Source organism: Bacillus cereus group sp. N24 (assembly GCF_016483345.1).
GTDB lineage: Bacteria > Bacillota > Bacilli > Bacillales > Bacillaceae_G > Bacillus_A > Bacillus_A toyonensis.
Window position 1 is genome coordinate 1 of sequence record NZ_JAEHCA010000021.1, and the last position, 20,149, is coordinate 20,149.

The window sequence follows — 20,149 nt, forward strand, 5'->3', positions numbered from 1 at the left end:
TCCTGTTACGTAAGAAACAGAAAGAGCTAAGTGAATATAAAGCGATGTACATAATTAAGGATTATTTTTTACTTTTTCATCAAGCATTACACAAAAACACCCAAGAGCTATCAAAGGTTCTCCTTCGTCTGTTTAACCTCCTACAGCACAACGGACGAAAATCTCATCGATACGAGAAAAAGACAGTCTTTGATATTTTGGGTGTTATTTATGAGTATACCACTTCTACTCATCAGGTAGCATAGTAAAAAAATTAAAACCCGTCAGGGTTTATTTGATATGCCTACTTTTATAAAATCTATAAAAGATAATAAAAAACTATATGGAAAGACCGCATTTTGTATAAAAATATACCTTAAGTTGATGGATGTGGGGTAGTACCACATGCCCATTAACTTAAGAAAACAAATCAATCCCAAAATGAAAAAAGAGCTTTTTATTACATATCAGGACAAAATCTAGTTCTGGGAGTAGTTATATTTTCTTAGCTTGATAGGTGTGTGGTGGAACCCAAAGATATAGTTGTTGAAGCTCGGATGAATCGATTAGCTAAAAATTTAAAACACATGTTAGAACTCGCTGAAAACTTGGAAAAGCGAAATGTTCATATAGTTAGTCTGGATTATAATTTTGATACAAGAATAGCAACTGGAAAAATGCTCCTTCATATTATTGAAGGTGTTGCTGAATGGGAACGAGAGTTATTGAAAGAAAAGCAAAGAGTCGGATTAGACATTGTTAAAAAAGGGGGACAGCGGGGTTGTCCTCGTAAGTGTGGGAAGAAACATGAAGGGATGGAACATGCTATCCATTTATATATGGAAGGTTATTTCATCCCCTATATTTGGATATGCAAAATTACATAAAAAAATATGTTTAAATAAGACGTGCTTTTATATATAACTAGAGGTAGAGAAGGAAAATTATTGTTTAGGATCAATTTAAAACTTTTAATTTGATCGATGTGTGGTGGTATTCCTTTAAGACAAAAATTAAGCAGTTAGCCTTTGCTCATTGCTCTTTTATTAGAGCTATTTAACTGTGGTTATTAAGATGAATGTCCGCATAAGAATCTTTATATTTAGAAAGGGATATAAAATGAAAAAAATCGTATCAACACTATGTATAGCTGGAGTGACTTTAACTATTTTAGGAGTATGTCCTCAAAGTAGCTATGCTCATCTCGATCAAATTGATTTAAATGAGAATGATCCTATTACTGCAAGATGGTCTGCAGAAGCTCCGTATCATTCTGATAAAAGTACACATTTATGGATTGCAAAACAAGCTATTGAAATTATGAAAACAGAATCTAATATTGAAGCAAATAAGCAGGCTGTGGACTTTTTAAATTATCCACAATATAAAGATTTATTTTCTAAAGGATTGTATGATGCAGATTATAATGCAGAGTTTAACGATGGTGGTACAGGAATAGGTGGCGTTTTTAAAGGCGGATGGAAATCTCATTTTTATGATCCTGATACTAAAGAAAATTATAGAGGAGAAACAAATCCAACGGCTCTTACACAAGGTAAGAAATACTTTTATGAATCTGGAGAACATTTACGAAATAAGGACTATGAAAAAGCTTTCTATTACTTAGGAGTAGCCACGCACTACTTTACAGATGCTACTCAACCTATGCATGCAGCAAATTTTACCGCAATTGATACGAGAGCTATAAAATATCATAGCTACTTTGAAAATTATGTTACAACCATTCAAAATCAATTTGCAGTCAATACTGGAGGGAATTATAACAATTCTCTATCTACACCTGAAGAATGGATTGATTATGCAGCTAGAGTAGCTAAACCTGAAATCCAAAATATTACTAATGATAAAACATTTAAGTATTATAATAGTGGTAAGGCACAATTGTGGCAAGAAATGGTTACCCCAGCTGTGCAGCGGAGCTTAGGAGAAGCTCAGCGTAATACAGCAGGTTTCTTAAATCTTTGGTTTAAAACTTTTACTAAAAATGTGAAAGCTCCAAGTATAGAGACTGCATTAATCTATGATATTGAAGGAAATGTCATAGAAGCAGGGAAAAACTATTATATCGTACCAAGTGAATCTCCTTATCAAGGTCTAACTTTTGAATGGTATTTAGCAAATCGTTACGATTATGTCACACTTGCAAATAAAGAAAACAATGCTTTATTTGGTACACCTATAGAGTTTGAATTCTACAAAGAAAATGATGCAAAGCTACACCACGGAGAGAGTATATATCTTCGCATGAAGCACTCAAATTACGACCAATTCCAATATTTAAATTGGTCCAATTATTCTAGTTGGATTCACCTTGCTCAAAAATCTGATAGTTTAGCTGATTTTAAAATTAAAATTAACCTGGATAATCCTACAGAATATAATATTTTTACAGATGACTATCCATTAAATTATGAGAATATAAATGCAAAGAAAAATTGGATTGTACTAGGTGAAAAAAAACAAAAACCTAGCTCATGGAAGTTTACCCCTGTCAGATAACCTAAAAAGAAAAACACTCGTCCTTAATCAGAACGGGTGTTTTTTTTAGAAATTATAACCCCGAAATTTAATGTTAAAATTTTATCGTTTTCCGAAAGAAGACTCCTTCCTCAAAAATGAGAAGGTGTGAAATACCAATTTTAGATAATCAAAAATTAGAACATATAAATGAAATAGTTTGTTTTGTAATTGCTGAAAATAAGCAAGTATACAGTTCATATCAAATACAAAGGATGTTCCAATCGTATAACTTGTTCGGGGATTTATTTCATGACTTTACATTTGTAACCATCCGCGTTTTTTGAGCTCTTTATACAAATTACTCACGTGGCACCCCATTTCCTTTGCAATATCTGGATAATTTACTCCTTGATTATATAAAATTATTGCTTGTTTGCACTTCTCATCCCATTTTTCTTCTATCGTTTTTACTTTTGTCAATCTCTTTCTAAATTCTTTTTTACCCAGCGTAATAAGTTTTTTTCCTATTTCGCATTGTTCAATACAATACTGTTCTACATCCGTTTGATATTTACAATTTTTACAATATTCATCCTGCAAACGTATTATTTTTACTTTTTTCGCGACCGCTCTCATATCGTATTCACTCCGATTTGATTTATATATATCATAATTTTACGAGCGTACTCTTGCAATTTACGTTAATCTCACAATTAATTCCAGTGAAAGCTCTACCAATAGTCTTATTCCCTGTCCTTTCTTAGCAAAATTTCCTGTTGGCAAATATCATTCCACTTTAATTTCCTAAAGGGTAATTTTATTTAGAATTGTTAACTTGGAACTGATAAATATCCAAAAATGAATGCATTAATAATTCTGTATTCCTAGAAGAATGATAGTAGCCATCACTATCTTTGGAATGGAATAAATTACTAGTACAATAACTAAATGAAAGGAAAATAAATCCAAACAACAGGTTTTATTTGCTTTTGTAGGCAGTCTAACAATAGGAGGTGTTTCGTGTATCTTTTGCCTTGTCTTTAATGCTTTATATTTTCAATGATTGCTTTTTCTTTTGATTTAATAATTTCTATCTGATATATATTACTATTAACTTCCTAATATTTTTATGCTTATCTATATAATAAAGAGAATTTTAAGAATTGAGGCCAGCCAATTATATATATATTTTCTCAGCCATTGTGAATGCTTCATCCCTTGCCACGGACTTTTACAATGTTATATTTTTTTTACTGTGTTTATTTTATTGTTTAGCAATAATTCTAATGAAAAAACAACAGATTGATTTACGGAATCAGTCTGTCCAAAACGAGAAAGAATTCATCCATTAAAAATAGAATTTTATATCGATAATCATATATTATGATTATCAAACTTAATTTTATTGAAAATTGAAATATTAAGTAGTATTCCTATTGCTATTAAATTAACCATTAAAGAACTTCCACCAAAACTTACAAATGGAAATGGGGTACCCGTAAGAGGAAGTATTCCCGTAATACCGCCTAAATTAACAACAGATTGCATACCAATCATACAGCCTATACCAATTGCTATAAAACTTCCAAAGGGATCTTCACATAGCTGTGCAATTTTTAGTGAGCGAAGAACTATAGCTAATACTCCGGTCATTATAATGAATACACCAATAAATCCTAATTCTTCAGAAACGATTGCCATTATAAAATCAGTATGTGGTTCTGGGAGATAACCAGTTTTTTGAATGCTATTTCCGAATCCACGTCCAATAATTCCTCCTGAGCCAATGGCAATAAAAGAATTTACAAGCTGATATCCATTCCCTTGTGCATCAACAAAGGGATTGAGAATCGTAGTAATACGTGTCTTTTGAACTTCTGACAAACTAAATTGAATCAAAAAATATAAAATAGGTAACCAAAAAATAGAACCGAGTATAGTTCTTTTAATTAATAGATTTATATTTATTCCCGAGCAAAGAAATATGCTACAACCTATACCTAATATTAAAAGGGCAGATCCTAAGTTTGGCTGTTTATAGATTAGGAAAAAAATTGTAGCTAAAAAAAATAAAAGTTTTCCGCCCCCAAACCAAGTTTGTTTAACTGGTCCTTGTCGCAATGCAAAAAAACGGGCTGTTACAAGTATTGTTCCTAATTTAAGAAATTCAGCTGGCTGTATTCCAAAGATCCAAGATTGAGCATTATTTACGACCTTTCCTTTCCATAAAACCATAATTAACAAAAAAATCCCCCCAATCATAATACAGGTTGAGACTATTCGTTTTTTCCATATTTCATATGGGAGAATAGCACAAAATATTAGCCCAATTGTTCCTAAAAATAGCTTTGTTAATTGAGAATCGACAAAGTGCCTACTGTTATAACCGTAATGTTGAACAGCTACAATGGAGCTCGCGCTATACATCATGATAATACCTAAAGTACATGTTATGAATAGAGGGAGGAGCAATAGATAATCGAGTTTTAATATTTTTTTCATTTTTATATCCTCCTGATTTACATTAACACTTAATATTACATTTGCTAATGAATAGAATCTTGTTCTCACCAATTAATAAATAGTATTTTTGTTTTGAGAGATTCTATCGCTTACACCCTGTTTTCTTACGTAAAAATCCCCCTAGTTACATACTAGGGGGATTTGAAAATGGCATGACTAAATAAAGCTTTTCTCCCCCTAGTAGAGCTTTGGCACTATACAACGTAAAGTAATGGAAATTCATTACTTAGCTATCTTAAGAAGAGCCTTAATCCGACAATTCCTGTTCTACCCATTGGCGTCTTTCGACATTTTTGGGCAATAGCCTGTGTTTGTATAGGAGCCTCACCTAACAGGTTTAGCAATATAAATTTTATGTGTTTGTTTCGTGTAGCCAGCATAAATACTTTTTTTTTGCCTGTCAAGTAACGTATTGCTAACTTTATATTCTTTATTGCTTTATAAATCTTTGAGAAATGATATGAGAAATTGTATTTAATTGTCTCATATAGATACATATTTGCGATTTGGAATGTATAATTTGATTAAGTAGTTTAACCATATAAATTTGATAAACAGTAAAGAAGATTTTAATCATAAAATAAGATTTTTTGAAGAATGTTCTTTTGAAGTACGGTATGATTAATGATGCAACTTCTGCTATAAAGTTACAAATTAATTATAAACAATAAGTTTCTTATACGAAATTTCATATGTTTTATAACTTTTTTTCGAACTAATTGTATTTAAATTTTATATCTTTTAAGCAGAATTTCAAATTTGTAATAGAATCTAATTACATTTCTCTAAAAAAGAATTTTTTATGAATCAAATCGAAAGTTAGTTGACAAATATTAAATTCTGGTTTAAATTTTGAAGTAATTCAATAATCTTTGTTAGGTGAGGCTCCTGTATAGAGAAACGCTGCTGCCCAAAAATGTCGAGAGACGCCAATGGGTCAACAGGAACGGTCGGATTAAGGCCCTTTTTAATGTAGCTGGTTATAAAAACCTATGCTATACAGTGCTAAAACTCAACGAGGGAGTGGTATACGATTTGATAGAAGGACACCTCTGGGATTTTTGCAGAGCTGTCTTAATAATCATTTATTTGTATTGTAAAAAAACCTTTACTCCTTTTTGAGTAAGGTTTTTTTTGTTTAATGTTATTTATTTTTATCTTGTCTATATTCAAAAAGGAGGTAGTTCTAAATAATAAATTGATTGCAATGTAACTATTAATGCTCTAATCAAAATTTAGACAGGTAAAATAATACAAAACCACTCATGAAACTCTAGAGTCTCCCTTAGCAATATGAGGAGGAGTTAACATGAAGAAATTATTAAATGAATTACTTGTAACCCAAAATGATTTGGATGCAGATAAAGTTTTACGTCATCCGTCGTATGATGTTGCGCAAGAAATAAAACGGTTTTCAATTGAAGATCAAGTCATATTACTAGATAAGATTCCTGTATTAAAAAGCTCAAAAATTCTTCAACATTTGAGTATAGAAGAAAAATATAATATCTTAATTCACTTATCTGAAAACAAAGCTAAAAAATTACTAAATTTACAACCGATTGATGAAACAGTAGATCTACTTCTAGCGGTTCATCCGGAAAAACAAGCTCAATTAATGGCGTATCTAAATAAAATTACAAAACATAATGTAAAAAAGTTAATGGCTTTCAAACCTGAAACGGCAGGAAGTCTTGTCACAAGTGATTATGTTGCAGTTAGAGGGAATTGGTCAGTAAAAATGACATTGAAGTACATTAGGGAACATTCTGAAAATGTAGAATCAATTTCTTATATTTATGTTCTTGATAGTCATGGTTATCTTAAGGGAATCGTTTCCATACATGAATTATTACTAGCAGCAGATGAAGAGATATTATCTAATATCATGATTCAAGAGGTGATTTCAGTACCCGCTGAGGTTGATCAGCAAGAAGTTGTAAAAAAGCTACTGAATTATAATTTAGCAGCAATACCCGTAACAACAGCAAATAATGAAATGATTGGTATTATAACATTTGATGACGTAATGAATGTTATGGAAGCAGAGGCTACAGAAGATATCCAAAAGTTAGGCGGAAGTGAACCATTAAATCAATCTTACTTTGAATCTAGTATTTGGAGCATTTTCTTTAAACGCCTACCATGGTTATTGCTTCTTTTTGTTGCTGAGGCATATACAGGTACAGTACTAAAGTATTTTGAAGACGAAATTGAAACAGTAGTTGCCCTTGCTTTCTTTGTTCCATTATTAGTAGGTACTGGAGGGAATACAGGAACACAGGTTGTAGCAACAATTACTCGTGCAATCGGTATTGGAGAGGTGAAATTTAAAGACATTTTCCGTGTAATGAAAAAGGAATTTGCAATTGGCATGCTTCTCGGACTTGCACTTGGGGTAGCTGGGCTCATTCGTGCTTATATGTTAGGGGTTGGAACAGAAGTGGCACAAGTTGTAGCAATCACTTTATTATTTATTGTTATTTGGGCTTCGCTTGTCGCAGCTGTTTTACCTTTGATTTTGAGAAAATTTAAATTAGATCCTGCAGTCGTTTCTGGTCCATTTATTACAACATTTGTTGACGGAACAGGATTAGTAATATATTTCTTGGTTGCAAAAACGTTATTAAATTTGTAAATATACACTGAAATAAATAAGAAATGTAGAATAAGTATTTTGCCTTGCTTGCTAAGACATAGTGGGGAACTCGGGAATAAGGGGAACAAACACTTTTGTCTTTAGGTAAATAATATTTTAAAGGATTCATTGAATGTAATTAATGCCGGAGGATATAACTATGAAACATCTAAAAAAAATCTTCAAACGAATTTTGCTTCTTCTTTCTATTTTCATGCTTATTGGCATAGGAATATTATTTGGTACTAACTATGGCCGAGATTTTCGTGTAACAATTGCTGGGAGTATACTAACTTCTCAGCATCCACAATATGCGAAATATACATTCCTATCCCAAAAGGAACTAGATAAATTACAAGATAGAATTAATCATCCAAAATGGTTAAATAGTGATGAGAATATTTATAAAAAAATAGCAGGAAAAAGATTAGAAGAATTAAAAAATCAGCCATTAAAAATTGACGTAGAAACGATTAAAAGTAACAAAGATAGTCGCTTTCTTTTCGAAGGAAAATTAGTCACTATTAGTAACCCTTTCAATGTTAAACTTGTTAGCCATCAAGGAACACAGGGCGATAAAAGAGGAGAAAAAATTAGCGTAATGGCAAAACGTAATCATGCACTTGTTGCTGTGAATGCAAGTGGATTTGCCGATGAAACAGGAAGGGGTGGAGGAAATATTGCAACTGGAATAGTAATAGAAAATGGGAAAGCAATTGATACAAATATAGATAAAAATACCCCTACAATTATTACGGGCTTAACAAAGTTTGGACAAATGATAACAGGGAATTATTCTACCCAACAACTTTTGGATAAACAAGTCGTTTCAGCAGCAGGATTTATGCCACAGTTAATTGTTAATGGAGAAAAAATGATTACAGAAGGAGACGGTGGTTGGGGCTCTGCTCCCCGAAGTATTATGGCGCAAAAAGAAGATGGCACAATAATGTTTCTAGTGATTGACGGTAGGCAGACACATAGCATAGGAGCTACGTTAAAAGAGTGTCAAGATATTCTATATGAAAAAGGAGCAATAAATGCAATGGCTATGGATGGAGGTTCTTCTGCTACGCTATATTTAGGAGGAAAGGTTATAAATTCACCTTCTACATTATCCCATGAAGATCGTTATTTACCGAATGCTTGGATAGTAACAGCAAACCAAAAACAAGAAATAAGGGTGACAATAGATGGGGAAAAAATAGATACTAAAAAATCAGATGAATTTGATGCAAATATTTCAACTGATTTATAAATTCTTAAATAAATGAAGGTTTAATTAAAGTTTAAAAACTAACATACAAAGAGTGTAATAAAATTGAAAGTTTTATCATTTAACATTCATTAAAGAAAAGCGTATAGAGATACTCAATCATATGGAAAATCTCCAAGAAGTTAAAAGAAGGATAAATAATGTATACAGCTTACACTCATATTCAATTATATGCTTTTAATCTTATAGTATTTGCTACAGCTATGTGAAATGGACAACCTGTAAAAATAATTGTTGTGATCAGATGAGTAAAGATTAATGTGCAGAGTGAATTAGAAATCATACCTGAAGACATTTCATCAAACATCAAAGCAACACATTAGTCGCTTTGATGTTTGTAATGATAAAAGGGTGATAAAAAACATAAACAATAGGTGTATCAAGCAAAGGGATAATACACCTTAAAACTACATTGTTAAACAACATGCGTCATCGTGTAGTATATCTTATTTATCTTTAATTATTTTAGGTTCAATATTACATCTTATAAATCGTTTTTTCTATGATTTCCTAATTTCCAACTCTCGTCTTTTTATTCAATCATAATTACTATTTTAAGGATGTTAAAGTAACTCCAATACTAAACGTAAAAGGAATAATAAAAGGCATATGGCATTTTGTGTCACTCTTTTTTACACTTCATAACAAATAAGGATAAAAGAACAAAGTAAGTTATGCTTTTAACCTTTACTGATAGGAGAAAATGTTTGTATAGACCCACATACTTATTATTTGGTAATGTATGAAAGAAATTAAAATGATGAGATATAGACTTATAACTAAACAATTGAATTAAACAATAATATTTTGAAACAAGAGTAAAGTTAAGGTGGGGATAACTATGAATGCTAACCAAAAAACGTCCTTATTGGCAGCATGGATTAGTGTAATTAGCAATATATTTCTGACTCTCATCAAAATTATAGTCGGTTTACTATTCAAAAGTCAGGTATTATTAGCCGACGGGATTCATAATGCTGCCGATGTTGTAGCATCCGTAGCCTCATTGGGATCAATGAAAATTTCAAACCAGCCAGCTGATGAAGATCATCCTTATGGACATGGTAAAGCAGAAGTTATATCATCAGGAATTGTAGCTGTGATTTTAATTTTAGCGGCTTTATTTATGGCTTATGAATCAATAAAGTCATTATTTGAACCAGCGACAGAACCCCATATAATTGCTTTTATAGCAGCGATTATTTCATTAATATGGAAGCAAATTTTATATGTATACACAATACGAATTGGTCGAAAAACAAGAAGCAACGGGCTTATAGCAACTGCTTATGATCATCTTGCTGATGTTTATGCCTCAATTGCAGCTGTAATTGGAATTGGTATTGCTTTGATAAACAATATCTATTCCATTCCATATGCAGCTTATGGGGATCCTTTAGCTGGTATTATCGTTTCCTTTTTCGTATTAAAGTTAGCGATTAGTATGGGGAAAGAAGCAATATATATATTAATGGAAGGTGGTATTCCTACCGAGAAATGTAGTGAATATAAGAGAGTAATTCAGGCCCATCCTTTTGTAAAAAGAATTGATAGAATGCGCGCACGTGATCATGGTCACTATGTATTAATTGATATTAGAATTAGTGTTCCGGCACATTTAAGCATTCAGCAAGGACATGATATTTGTAGGGATATAAAAACTACTATTATAAATCAGAACCCAGAAATATATGAAGTACTAATTCATTTAAACCCATGGTATGAGGAGAAGTAGGTTTAGTGAATTATAGATAGATATAAGTAAGTAGTTAAACCGTCCTTTTTAGATATTGGAGAATTGGTCGACTTGTATAATGTCCATAATTAAAAAACATTTATAATTATGAGTACAATACATCTCAACTATATTATTTATAGAAGAAAAAACGTCCTATTAAAATATAGGACGTTTTTATCTATGATTTACTAATTTCCCAACCTTCGCGTGTTTTCTCTAATTCAATTATAATTACCTTTTTAGAATCTTTTTTATACAAAGCATCAACAAAATCTGAAAGATAAATATCATTGAGGGGAATGAATTAATATATGAGGGTTCATTTTCAATATTTAGCTCTCAAATGAAGCAACTTTAGTATTCACTCAAAAGTCCATTGTCTATGAAACAACTAAATTTTTAAACGGCTTTAATAGACATCTGCCATTTACATAGACGGATGTCTATTGTATTTTTGGCGGCAAGATTAAATAGCTTTTTTGTTACTTTACAATAAAGTATACTTAATATCAGTAATTCATGTAATTAGGAGTGATTTCTATATTTAAGGAAAATGCAAAAAGGATACTTCTGTCATTAGTAACAAATCCAATACTAATAATTGTATACGGGATTTTTTGTTATGAGTTAGCCTTATACTGTAAGTACGGAAGGATGAATTATAATATTTATATTTTGTTATTATGTATAGTACTTTTTATATCCATGACTACATTTACTACAATCCGGGTAATAAAAAATAGAGAATATGAAACTAAAAAATTAACTAATTCAATAGCATGGAGATCCGTTTCTATTATCATTATTGTTGCAATTTCATCATTTTATGGGATGCAGATTTATAAAAGTGCAATAAATTATAATGGCAAATTGGCATGGTTTATAGAAAGGTTAAAACATGAAAGATCAGTTAAACTTAAACATAATAATATATATGAATCTGGAGTAGAAGGTATTTTTGAAGATATAAATAAAAAATATCCTTTGCCAAAGAAATTGTATATGGCAACTGATTTTGATCTTACATTTCATTCAGATGGAACAATCACAGCGTTTGATACATTTGTTTATGGGAAAAATGTTTATGGGAAAGAAGAAACTTATTTAATCTCTTATAATAATAAGAAATCAGAAGATATTACTATAATACGAGACGGATATGCAAAGCCTGATTATGATGATGATAAATTAGTAGAACCTTTAATTAAAACGGTTAATGCGATTCCAATTAAGCAAACGGTTAGAAAGTGGAATGAAAGTAAGTATGGGTTGATTTATTATGGAAAAAGAAATTGGGGATCCAATACAGAGGGAATTATTAATATTACTGAGGATGGTAAGGGGCAGAGTCTTAAAGAAGCAGCTTCAGAAATCATTGGATATACTGTATCTATATTTGTCCCTGGAAAAGAGAAAGAGCTAGTACCTGCTAGATATAACTTAATATGTGACGCAAGTTGGAGTAAATCAAAGACGCCTCCAAATGAAGAGAGGCTTAAAGAGAAGAAACAACAAGATTTAAAGAATGAAAAAGAACAGTTTTTCCTATCAAAAGAAGTTGGTTATAAACTAAATATGATAGATAAAGCATTAGGGAGCGCCTTTTATTCATTAAGCAGGACTAGTGATGAAGGGGAAACATGGGAGGTTATTAATCCAGACCCATTTAATAGGGGGATTGGTAGTGTAGCAGGAATCACTTTTATAAATGATAAACTTGGGTTTTTAGGAGCAGTTAGACCTTCTGGTAATGAGGGAGAGTTATATCGCACAGATGATGGGGGGGTATCTTTCAAAAAGGTAGAATATCCGCCGTATGAAGTGAAATTAGATTATACACAGTCCGCAATAAGCCCTTTTGATTCTCCTAGTATGCCATATGAGAAAGATGGGGTTTTTAATATGTTAGTTGGACAAGGGGCAGATGGAGACTACAATGGCGATAGTAGTGCACTTTATCAATCAAAAGATAACGGAGAGACATGGGAATTTGTAGAAGAAGTGAAAAAGAAATAGTCAGAATGTTTTTTTGAAAAATAAGGTAACTACTCAGCTATACATTTTATTTAGAAGTTTGGTAAGGAGTATAATTCCAGCGATGAAGATAAAAATGGACCTACACCTCGCTGCCTTTCTTTGTTTTAAAGCTTTGCGCGTGGCAGGAAAAGGCACTGACCGCCTCTATGCATGGCCAGTCCCTCTCGCCCATTTAAAAAGATGCTTTTCTGGCTTTTTTTCATAGAGGGGCTGAGTAGTTACTAAAAGTAAATAATTTAAATCGAACCATAAGCTTGCCGGCAAATTTATGGTTCGATTTTTTTTAGGGCAAAGATATCGTTCTAAACGGGTATCACCACATCGCTATCAACTTAAAAGAGTGATCACCAAAAAAATGAAAAAGAGCTGACTTTTGATGAGTTTAGTTCTGTAAATCTAAAAAATTTTAGTTTAAACTTTCTTGTTTAAATAGTTTAGAGTTTCATGTCATTCTACAACAGATGGGGGAAGGGGTTAATCCCCATTTTCCCAAGTGTTCGTTAAATTCACATTTAACGTAAACAATAATTGTAGGAATCTAAAATTTTCCATTTATCTAATCTAACAAGAGAGAGTTTTTATATACCAATTAAAGTAGAATTTTAACTATATATTTTTTATATAATAAAATTAAATATGTAATGGATAATGCATGATATTTAAAAACACTATTAACTCTAGCAGGAGAAATAATAAAAGTTCAGCAATTTTGCATTGCTGAACTTTTATTATTTATTTTTTCCTATTCCGCCTAAGTTATCTTTAATAGTTGTTTCTCCAAGCTGTGTGTATAATAAAGCCGTATCTTGGCTGTTATGCCCAAGTTGTTGCATCACTTGTAACGAATCTTTTTCTTCCATATATAATTTATTTGCCAATGTGTGTCTTAATTTATGAGGAGACATTTTTTTGCCATAGGCCTTAGTATATTTTTCTACTATATCTTGGATAGCCCTAACGGAAAGAGGCTGTGCAGTATGTTTATACTTTGATAAAAACACATTTTTTAATTCTTTTCCTGGAACATATTTGTTATCTCTAATTTCCATATACTTTTCAAGGGCATTTAATGCAATTGGGGTAATCCATACAGAGTCTTCTTTGTTTCCTTTTCGTATTACATCAATTAGCCTTTCTTTTAAGTTTATATCTTCCATACGAAGATCGGCCAATTCACTTACACGAATACGACTACCAAGAAAAAAGGAAAGGATTGCTACATCACGATGTTTATCTCTTAGGAAATAGAATAACTGATGTTTTGTTAAAGATTTTTCATGCTCATACTTAACATAATTCAAAAATACTTAATCGTCATCATGATGAAGTGTCTTATTTTTAGCGTGAAAGCTGTAGATGATAAGGAATAATGTTAGAACATGTATAGGTAAGATATTGAATATTAAATAGTAATATGTATTTAAATTTATTTTTTGGAATAAAGAAACTTTTGTGCGCTGTCAAATTCCTATCAAATTAATACAACTAAATGTTATTAAAATAAAAAATAATCAATTATAAAAGTGATTTTGAAAGTAAGGAATTTGTAAGGAAGAGGTAAGAAAAAAGAGATTTTCATTGTGTATGATTAAAATGTAAAGAAGAGTGAGAGGAGGAAGACCATATATTTATATAGGGAAACAAATCAATTAATAAGACTTGTATGGAGGAAACGAGACATTACAAAAGTTAACATACATCTCAAACAAAGGATAGACTATTTTTTAGGTCAGAAAGCCGTTTGTAAAATAACGGATATAAGAGTGATTACTAATTCAATGTCGTCCTTTTGCAGTTGGTTAAGAAGAAAGCTGTGTGATTAGTTCCAAACAGAAAATAAACATTTATACAATATGAATAGGGGAGAGGAATATTTTGATGAAAAAGCATCGTCAAATTATATTTACAGGTTTAGCCCTTTTAATAACTGGAGGTTCCCTGTTTTATACAACTCCAACCTCAAGTGTAAAAGCGGAGCTCACTCAAAATCTATCTAGTTCGTTACCAACAAGCAACCAAAGAGATCGAAATTCCGTCAAAGAGGCAATGCGGAATACATTGAAACTTGGATATCCAGGGATACTTGCTAAAACTTCTGAGGGCGGAAAAACATGGAGTTATGCAGCTGGGGTAGCGGATCTAAGTACCAAGAAACCAATGAAAACAGATTTTCGATTTCGAATTGGCAGCGTGACAAAGACGTTCACTGCAACAGTTATACTTCAATTAGCGGGAGAAAACCGCTTGAATCTAGACGATTCCATTGAAAAATGGTTGCCTGGTGTCATTCAAGGAAATGGATATGATGATAAACAGATTACTATCCGGCAATTATTGAACCACACAAGTGGTATTGCTAATTACACAACGTCAAAGGATTTTAATATCATGGATACAAAAAAATCTTATACTGCTGAAGAATTAGTAAAGATGGGAATATCCATGCCTCCAGATTTTGCTCCAGGAAAGAGCTGGTCGTATTCAAATACAGGATACGTATTACTAGGGATTATTATTGAAAAAGTAACTGGGAACAGCTATGCGGAAGAAATTGAAAATCGAATTATTGAACCACTTGAATTATCGAATACATTCTTACCCGGAAATTCAAGCGTTATTCCAGGAACCAAGCATGCCCGTGGATATATCCAATTAGACGGAGCAAGTGAGCCAAAAGATGTTACTTATTATAACCCAAGTATGGGGAGCTCGGCCGGAGATATGATTTCTACAGCTGATGATTTAAACAAATTCTTCACTTATTTACTTGGGGGCAAATTACTGAAAGAACAGCAACTAAAGCAAATGCTTACAACAGTCTCTACAGGAACAGATGAACTTGGCGATTCCGGGCTTGGAATTTTCAAAATGAAGCTTTCAAACGGTGTATCGATATGGGGGCATGGAGGAAGCATTCCTGGATTTATAACTTTTGCTGGGGGCACACTTGGAGGCAAGCATACATTGGCCATCAATTTGAACAGCCTTAAAGCTGATAGTCCTGACCCTTTTAAAAATATTTTACTTGCTGAATTTAGCAAGTAGATAAAAAGGAATCCGGATAAATTTTGTCATAGTTTTTATAGTTGAAAATATACTTTTTTGGTTCAAAAAACAATTTTTCTGAAAAAATTTTGGGGTAAAGCAAGTTCTTAATTTGATGGGCATTTGGTGGTACCCCATCGCTATCAAGCTAAGAAAACAAATCAACCCCAAAACAAAAAACCTTCACATTATATGTGATAGAAAAGGATAGATAAAGGCATTTTAGCCTTATCTATCCTTTTCTGTACTACAAATGATTACGTTTATTACTCAAAAATAGGAATTTCTATTTTTATTTTTATACATCATAAAAATTTTAATTTGGATGCCGGTTTACCTGTATGCCTTTGGTCGGCTACATGTGATTCAGCTTGGTCCTTCCATGCCACTCAAAAATCCAGTCAAAAAAAAGAGGGAGAAGGCATTTTTTATTGAAGTTTGTTAATAGTAGCTTTTTAATTTGTTAGGGGGGGATTGTAAAGTAGACTATTAATCTCTTTGATAATTTTAATTTTTCTTATAGTACAGGGCAAGCTGTATAAAAAAATTTAACCTCGAAAGGAGAATCAATAAATATGAGCACGAAAAGAAGGATAGGGAATAGGTTATTACTTGTTAGTGCAATTTGTACAATAGCTATTCCTTCAGTTTCATATGCGGAGGAAGTAATTTCACCTGAAAATTTTGTGAATTATTTAAGTTTGTATGAGGGACGGAATACGGATGTATTAAAATCAAGCTTATATCCTGGTACATATAAAAATCCGTTCAATCACCAATTTATTTCGACATTAAAGGAAACAAACAACAATATAAAAAAAATAGACAATACTGAAAGTGAAAATCCTGTTTTAGCTACTACCCTTTCATTTATCCGTTATATGGATACAGAAGACTATAAATCTGCAATTGATTTAACTTCTCGATCATTACAGAAAGTAATATCCGAAGAATGGCTGAAGAGTTATTGGAAGGAACTCCCTGCGCAATTACAAGCAGGTTCTTTTATGGAGATTGGAGAGGTAACACAAAAAGAGACAAATTCTGTTCATACAAATGTAGAGATTAAATTAGTTTTTGAACAATTTACAGTACCTTTATTAATTAAGCTAGATCCATCTGGAAAAATAGATGATTTTCAACTTAGTATGTCGTTTAGTCCAGTTGCAGAGCGTCCGTCATATAGTAAGCCGGAATCCTTTGTTGATAAAGAAGTAGTGGTTGGAAGTGGTGCGTTTCCATTACCAGGAACATTGTCTGTTCCGAAGGGGAAGGGTCCTTTCCCAGCGGTTATTCTTGTTCAAGGATCTGGAGCAACCGATCAGGATGAAACAGCGTTTGCTTTAAAACCATTTCGTGATTTAGCTGAAGGTCTTGCCTCAAAAGGAATTGCTGTCCTTCGCTATAATAAACGAACTTATGAACATGGATTGAAAACACAATCCAGTCCTTTTTATACAGTGGATAAAGAGACAACAGATGATGCTCTTCTTGTGACTCATTTTCTTAAAAATGAACCTCTGATAGATAAGAATCAAATTTATATTCTTGGTCATAGTCAAGGTGGAATGATGCTTCCGAAAATGATTGAAAAAGACCAAAATCAAAATATTGCTGGGGCGATTGTGATGGGAGGACCAGCCCGTACGATTCAAGATGTTGTTTTAGATCAATTTGAGTATCTTTTTTCTATTGGAGCAATGAAACCGGATGAATATAAATTTTACAAATCGCAATTTGAATTATTAAATGATCCCAACTTCTCTAGTCAGAATCCTCCAAAAGGTTTTTATTTAGGATCAGCAGTATTTTGGGATTCTATTCGTAAAGTTAAAGCAGCAGAAATGTCAAAAGAACAAAAGACACCGCTTCTAATTATTCAAGGAGAAAGAGACTATCAAGTTCAATCAAAAATCGAAATTCCTCTTTGGAAAGAACAATTAAAAGAACGAGATAACGTTGATTATCGACTATATCCAAAGTTAAATCACTTCTTTACAGAAGGAGATGGAGAATTAAGTAAACCGGATGAATATTATAGTCCTGCTAATATCCCTGAGTATGTAATAAATGATATTGCTACTTGGGTGCAAGGGAGATCGAAATAAAATTAGCATCCTGCTTTGTGCCTCCGCCATGTTTCAAATACGCCAATTACTCCTCCCAAAGAAGAAACGAGAATGAAGCGAATATAAAGCGATTTATATCATAAAAGAGTACTTTCTACTTATTTATTATTCTTTACAAAAAGAAGCCAAAGAATGGACAAAGATATTATTTCATCTCTTCAATCTCTAACATAAAAACAGACAAAGATCTTTAATAGGTATGAGAAGTATTGTTTGGCTTCTGGTGAAAAGACGTGAAACTAGTTTCGATATAGTAATAATAAAGATGTTTAATTTTGATATAGAATATAATAGCCTTACTACATATTGAATGTAGTAAGGCTATTTAAAGATTTGAAAACAGGATAAACTTATTCAAAATTGCCTACCAAAAACGATAAAAAATTAGATTTATAGTCTTATTCCTTACTGCATCTTGTAACTACAGCTTAGCTAGCTCTAAAGAAATAACAAACTGTTTTCTCATTCGATAATTCCAATTTCTAGAGCCTTCTGGACAGCTTCTTCCTTGTTACGTACTCCTAACTTTGTGTAAGCCGAGGAAGCATAGTTTCTGACCGTACCATTCGATAAATATAGCCTTGAAGCTATCGTATTGTATCGAAGTCCTTTTGCTACTAGCTGCAATATTTCTATTTCTCTGGCTGTTAGTTCATAAGCAGTTGCTTTTGATTGTGGTGTCTCGTTTTGCTCATCAAACTGCTCAAATATTTTGTGAGACATACCTTGATCAATCAGCGTCCCACCGCTATGAATAAGTCGGATCGTATTAGCTAGCTCTAACGTTTCAATGAATTTAAGTAAAAAACCATCCGCACCGTTACGAAGCGAGTCCAACGCCTGTTTCGTATCCTGAAACGTTGTAAAAATCAATACGCGGATATGTGGCCATTGTTGCTTAATTTTTTTTGTCGCTTCGACTCCATCCATTTGCTGCATATCTAAATCCATGAGTACAACGTGAGGTTGAAGGCGCCCACACAAGTCGATGGCTTGATCGCCATCTTCAGCCAAACCGACTACATTTATATCTTCATACCTGTCGAGTAGTGTACTCAAACTTTCTCGAACAAATGGCTGATCGTCGACAATTAACAAACGAATAAGTCCATCTTTTATTTCAGTTTGTCGCGGTATGGTACATGTAACAAGCATTCCTTCCTCTGGCTTTGTATATACAGACAATTGACCTTGCAAATTCATTGCCCGCTCTTTCATCGTATTCATACCGAAGCCTTCCTGCCATTCTACATTTCCCCTTCCATTATCTTGCACTTCTAATCTCGTATATTGTTGTTCAAACTGCAATGAAACTATAATTTCAGTCCCTTGACCATGACGTACCGCATTCGTAAGGGACTCTTGTAAACAACGAATGAATGCTATCTTCGCTTGTCGAGACAGTTGATATTCCTCTCCGAATGTTCGGAAGCTTACATCCACCTGAGCGTGCTCCTGAAATTCAGCTCCAAGATTTTGTAGAGATTGAATCAAGGAAGGCGATTGACATTGAGGATCCATTTGATGTAGGTAACCTCTCACGTCCTCGATGCTTTTACGTCCCATTTCAAGCAGGGAATCTAGCCTCTGTACACCCATTTCGGTAGCAAGATCGGTTCGCAACGTTTCCATCCCCATAATAATGGAAGTATAGGCGTGGCCTACTGTATCATGAAGCTCACTAGAGAGCCTGTTTCGTTCCTCGGCCAGTGTAATGCGTTCGATTTGAGACATATATTGCTCAAGTACCGCGTTTTGTTTACGAATTACTTCATTTTGTTTATGATTGATGATTAATAAATGGAAAGCGAATCCCATTACATAAGCGAATCCGTAGTAGGTGACCATAATCCAATAGCTATTACTTGGCGCAACTGCATAGAAAATCCCGGTTATTACAAAAACTGTTGTTGGAGCTGTCCAATAATAGGACAAATGCTTACTATTTGCTGCGATAAGAAACACCGATATAAGAAAAATATTGTAAGCTTCTGGAAATAAAGAGGTTAAATATATACATAGTCCACCATATAGCAATATTTCTGTGAATAAGTAATATTTGTAATTGAACAGCAAGGCTACCCATGGAATAGAGAAGGCAATAATTTCCCAAAGAATAATAATCCAAAGTGGTAATGTTAAACCATCCTGAAAATTTAATGTTGCTAGGATGGTAGACACACTAACAAGTAGACGGATTCCTAACATAATCCAATCATACCAAAACCAATATTTAACCATATCAAACAATTCATTTACCCCCTAAGTAGCCTTCTTTCTCATTTCCTATATTATAGAATAAT

The 20,149-nt window shown here is 32.7% G+C and carries 11 protein-coding genes, 4 pseudogenes and 2 riboswitches; of the genes and pseudogenes, 10 read left to right on the forward strand and 5 right to left on the reverse strand.

Going from position 1 to position 20,149, the window contains the following annotated elements; translation table 11 throughout:
* The 3 genes and pseudogenes from JDS95_RS23360 to JDS95_RS23370 form a co-directional block, all read left to right on the forward strand.
* A pseudogene (locus tag JDS95_RS23360) lies at positions 1-245 on the forward strand (IS4 family transposase); the annotation flags it as partial.
* A gap of 255 nt (positions 246-500) precedes the next feature.
* Positions 501-866: a recombinase family protein gene (locus tag JDS95_RS23365; RefSeq protein WP_307837996.1), complete on the forward strand. Its 366-nt coding sequence runs from the start codon at positions 501-503 to the stop codon at positions 864-866.
* Positions 867-1,098: 232 nt separating this feature from the next.
* Positions 1,099-2,499, forward strand: coding sequence for a zinc dependent phospholipase C family protein (locus JDS95_RS23370; RefSeq protein WP_144467147.1), 1,401 nt, complete (start codon positions 1,099-1,101; stop codon positions 2,497-2,499).
* A 276-nt stretch (positions 2,500-2,775) separates the two neighbouring features.
* On the opposite strand, the gene JDS95_RS23375 is transcribed toward JDS95_RS23370, so the two are convergent.
* Both JDS95_RS23375 and JDS95_RS23380 read right to left on the reverse strand, forming a co-directional pair.
* Positions 2,776-3,096: a helix-turn-helix domain-containing protein gene (locus JDS95_RS23375; RefSeq protein WP_001202919.1), complete on the reverse strand. Its 321-nt coding sequence runs from the start codon at positions 3,094-3,096 to the stop codon at positions 2,776-2,778.
* Between the two features lie 738 nt (positions 3,097-3,834).
* Positions 3,835-4,962 carry an FtsW/RodA/SpoVE family cell cycle protein gene (locus JDS95_RS23380; RefSeq protein WP_000722108.1) on the reverse strand — a complete coding sequence of 376 codons (1,128 nt, stop codon included), beginning with the start codon at positions 4,960-4,962 and terminating at the stop codon, positions 3,835-3,837.
* Positions 4,963-5,149: 187 nt separating this feature from the next.
* A riboswitch (M-box (ykoK) riboswitch) is annotated at positions 5,150-5,326 on the reverse strand.
* A 521-nt stretch (positions 5,327-5,847) separates the two neighbouring features.
* A riboswitch (M-box (ykoK) riboswitch) is annotated at positions 5,848-6,015 on the forward strand.
* 277 nt (positions 6,016-6,292) lie between these two features.
* On the opposite strand from JDS95_RS23380, the gene mgtE reads away from it, so the two are divergent.
* The 3 genes from mgtE to JDS95_RS23395 all read left to right on the forward strand — a co-directional run bounded on the left by mgtE (position 6,293) and on the right by JDS95_RS23395 (position 10,632).
* Positions 6,293-7,621, forward strand: coding sequence for a magnesium transporter (mgtE, locus tag JDS95_RS23385; RefSeq protein ID WP_000735191.1), 1,329 nt, complete (start codon positions 6,293-6,295; stop codon positions 7,619-7,621).
* A gap of 160 nt (positions 7,622-7,781) precedes the next feature.
* The gene (locus JDS95_RS23390) at positions 7,782-8,879 is read left to right on the forward strand and encodes a phosphodiester glycosidase family protein (protein WP_000681581.1); all 1,098 of its coding nucleotides are present in this window, start codon (positions 7,782-7,784) and stop codon (positions 8,877-8,879) included.
* 859 nt (positions 8,880-9,738) lie between these two features.
* Positions 9,739-10,632: a cation diffusion facilitator family transporter gene (locus tag JDS95_RS23395; RefSeq protein ID WP_000993338.1), complete on the forward strand. Its 894-nt coding sequence runs from the start codon at positions 9,739-9,741 to the stop codon at positions 10,630-10,632.
* Between the two features lie 181 nt (positions 10,633-10,813).
* Here the strand turns inward: JDS95_RS23395 and JDS95_RS32180 are convergent.
* A pseudogene (locus JDS95_RS32180) lies at positions 10,814-10,903 on the reverse strand (DUF4878 domain-containing protein); the annotation flags it as partial.
* Between the two features lie 263 nt (positions 10,904-11,166).
* On the opposite strand from JDS95_RS32180, the gene JDS95_RS23400 reads away from it, so the two are divergent.
* Positions 11,167-12,651, forward strand: a complete 1,485-nt coding sequence (locus JDS95_RS23400; RefSeq protein ID WP_085449924.1) for a WD40/YVTN/BNR-like repeat-containing protein — start codon at positions 11,167-11,169, stop codon at positions 12,649-12,651.
* Positions 12,652-13,400: 749 nt separating this feature from the next.
* Here JDS95_RS23400 and JDS95_RS23405 read toward each other — a convergent pair.
* Positions 13,401-14,000 (reverse strand): annotated as a pseudogene (locus JDS95_RS23405) (tyrosine-type recombinase/integrase); the annotation flags it as partial.
* Positions 14,001-14,550: 550 nt separating this feature from the next.
* On the opposite strand from JDS95_RS23405, the gene JDS95_RS23410 reads away from it, so the two are divergent.
* From JDS95_RS23410 to JDS95_RS32185, 3 genes and pseudogenes are all read left to right on the forward strand, one after another.
* Positions 14,551-15,717: a serine hydrolase domain-containing protein gene (locus JDS95_RS23410; RefSeq protein ID WP_085449922.1), complete on the forward strand. Its 1,167-nt coding sequence runs from the start codon at positions 14,551-14,553 to the stop codon at positions 15,715-15,717.
* A gap of 575 nt (positions 15,718-16,292) precedes the next feature.
* Positions 16,293-17,825 carry an alpha/beta hydrolase gene (locus JDS95_RS23415; protein WP_000105173.1) on the forward strand — a complete coding sequence of 511 codons (1,533 nt, stop codon included), beginning with the start codon at positions 16,293-16,295 and terminating at the stop codon, positions 17,823-17,825.
* Position 17,826: 1 nt separating this feature from the next.
* Positions 17,827-18,012: pseudogene (locus JDS95_RS32185) on the forward strand (IS4 family transposase); the annotation flags it as partial.
* Positions 18,013-18,308: 296 nt separating this feature from the next.
* On the opposite strand, the gene JDS95_RS23420 reads toward JDS95_RS32185, so the two are convergent.
* Entirely contained in the window at positions 18,309-20,096 is a 1,788-nt protein-coding gene (locus tag JDS95_RS23420; RefSeq protein WP_085449921.1) for a helix-turn-helix transcriptional regulator, read from the reverse strand.
* Between the last annotated feature and the right edge of the window lie 53 nt (positions 20,097-20,149).